Genomic DNA, 341 nt, shown 5'->3' on the forward strand with positions numbered 1-341 from the left:
GAAGATTGAGTGCGACCCCAACAATTACACTCGAATGAGTTTTATCATCCCAAGCAACCACAAGGATAAGCATGCTTAAGGCCCTAGTCATCGATGACGAATTATTTGCTAGAGAGGAGCTTATAGAGCTTCTCGAACAAACACAGCAGATAGAAGTCATTGATCAAGCAGCCAATGCCATACAAGGGCTACAAAAGATCAATACCTTGAAACCGGATGTTGTATTTCTGGATATCCACATGCCGCAGGTATCAGGCATTGAATTGCTGAGCATGCTAGACCCAGACACTATGCCATTGGTGGTGTTTATTACTGCCTATGATCAATATGCTCTACAAGCC

Annotated in this window: 1 protein-coding gene; it reads left to right on the top strand. The window is 43.4% G+C overall.

Annotated features, from left to right (window positions below; genetic code table 11):
• Nucleotides 1-71: 71 nt before the first annotated feature.
• The coding region (locus AB4585_RS25920) for a response regulator (RefSeq protein ID WP_372171641.1) at nt 72-341 on the top strand (270 nt) is incomplete at its 3' end.

The sequence above is a fragment of the Vibrio sp. 10N.222.49.C9 genome (genome assembly GCF_041474985.1).
GTDB lineage: Bacteria > Pseudomonadota > Gammaproteobacteria > Enterobacterales > Vibrionaceae > Vibrio > Vibrio crassostreae_C.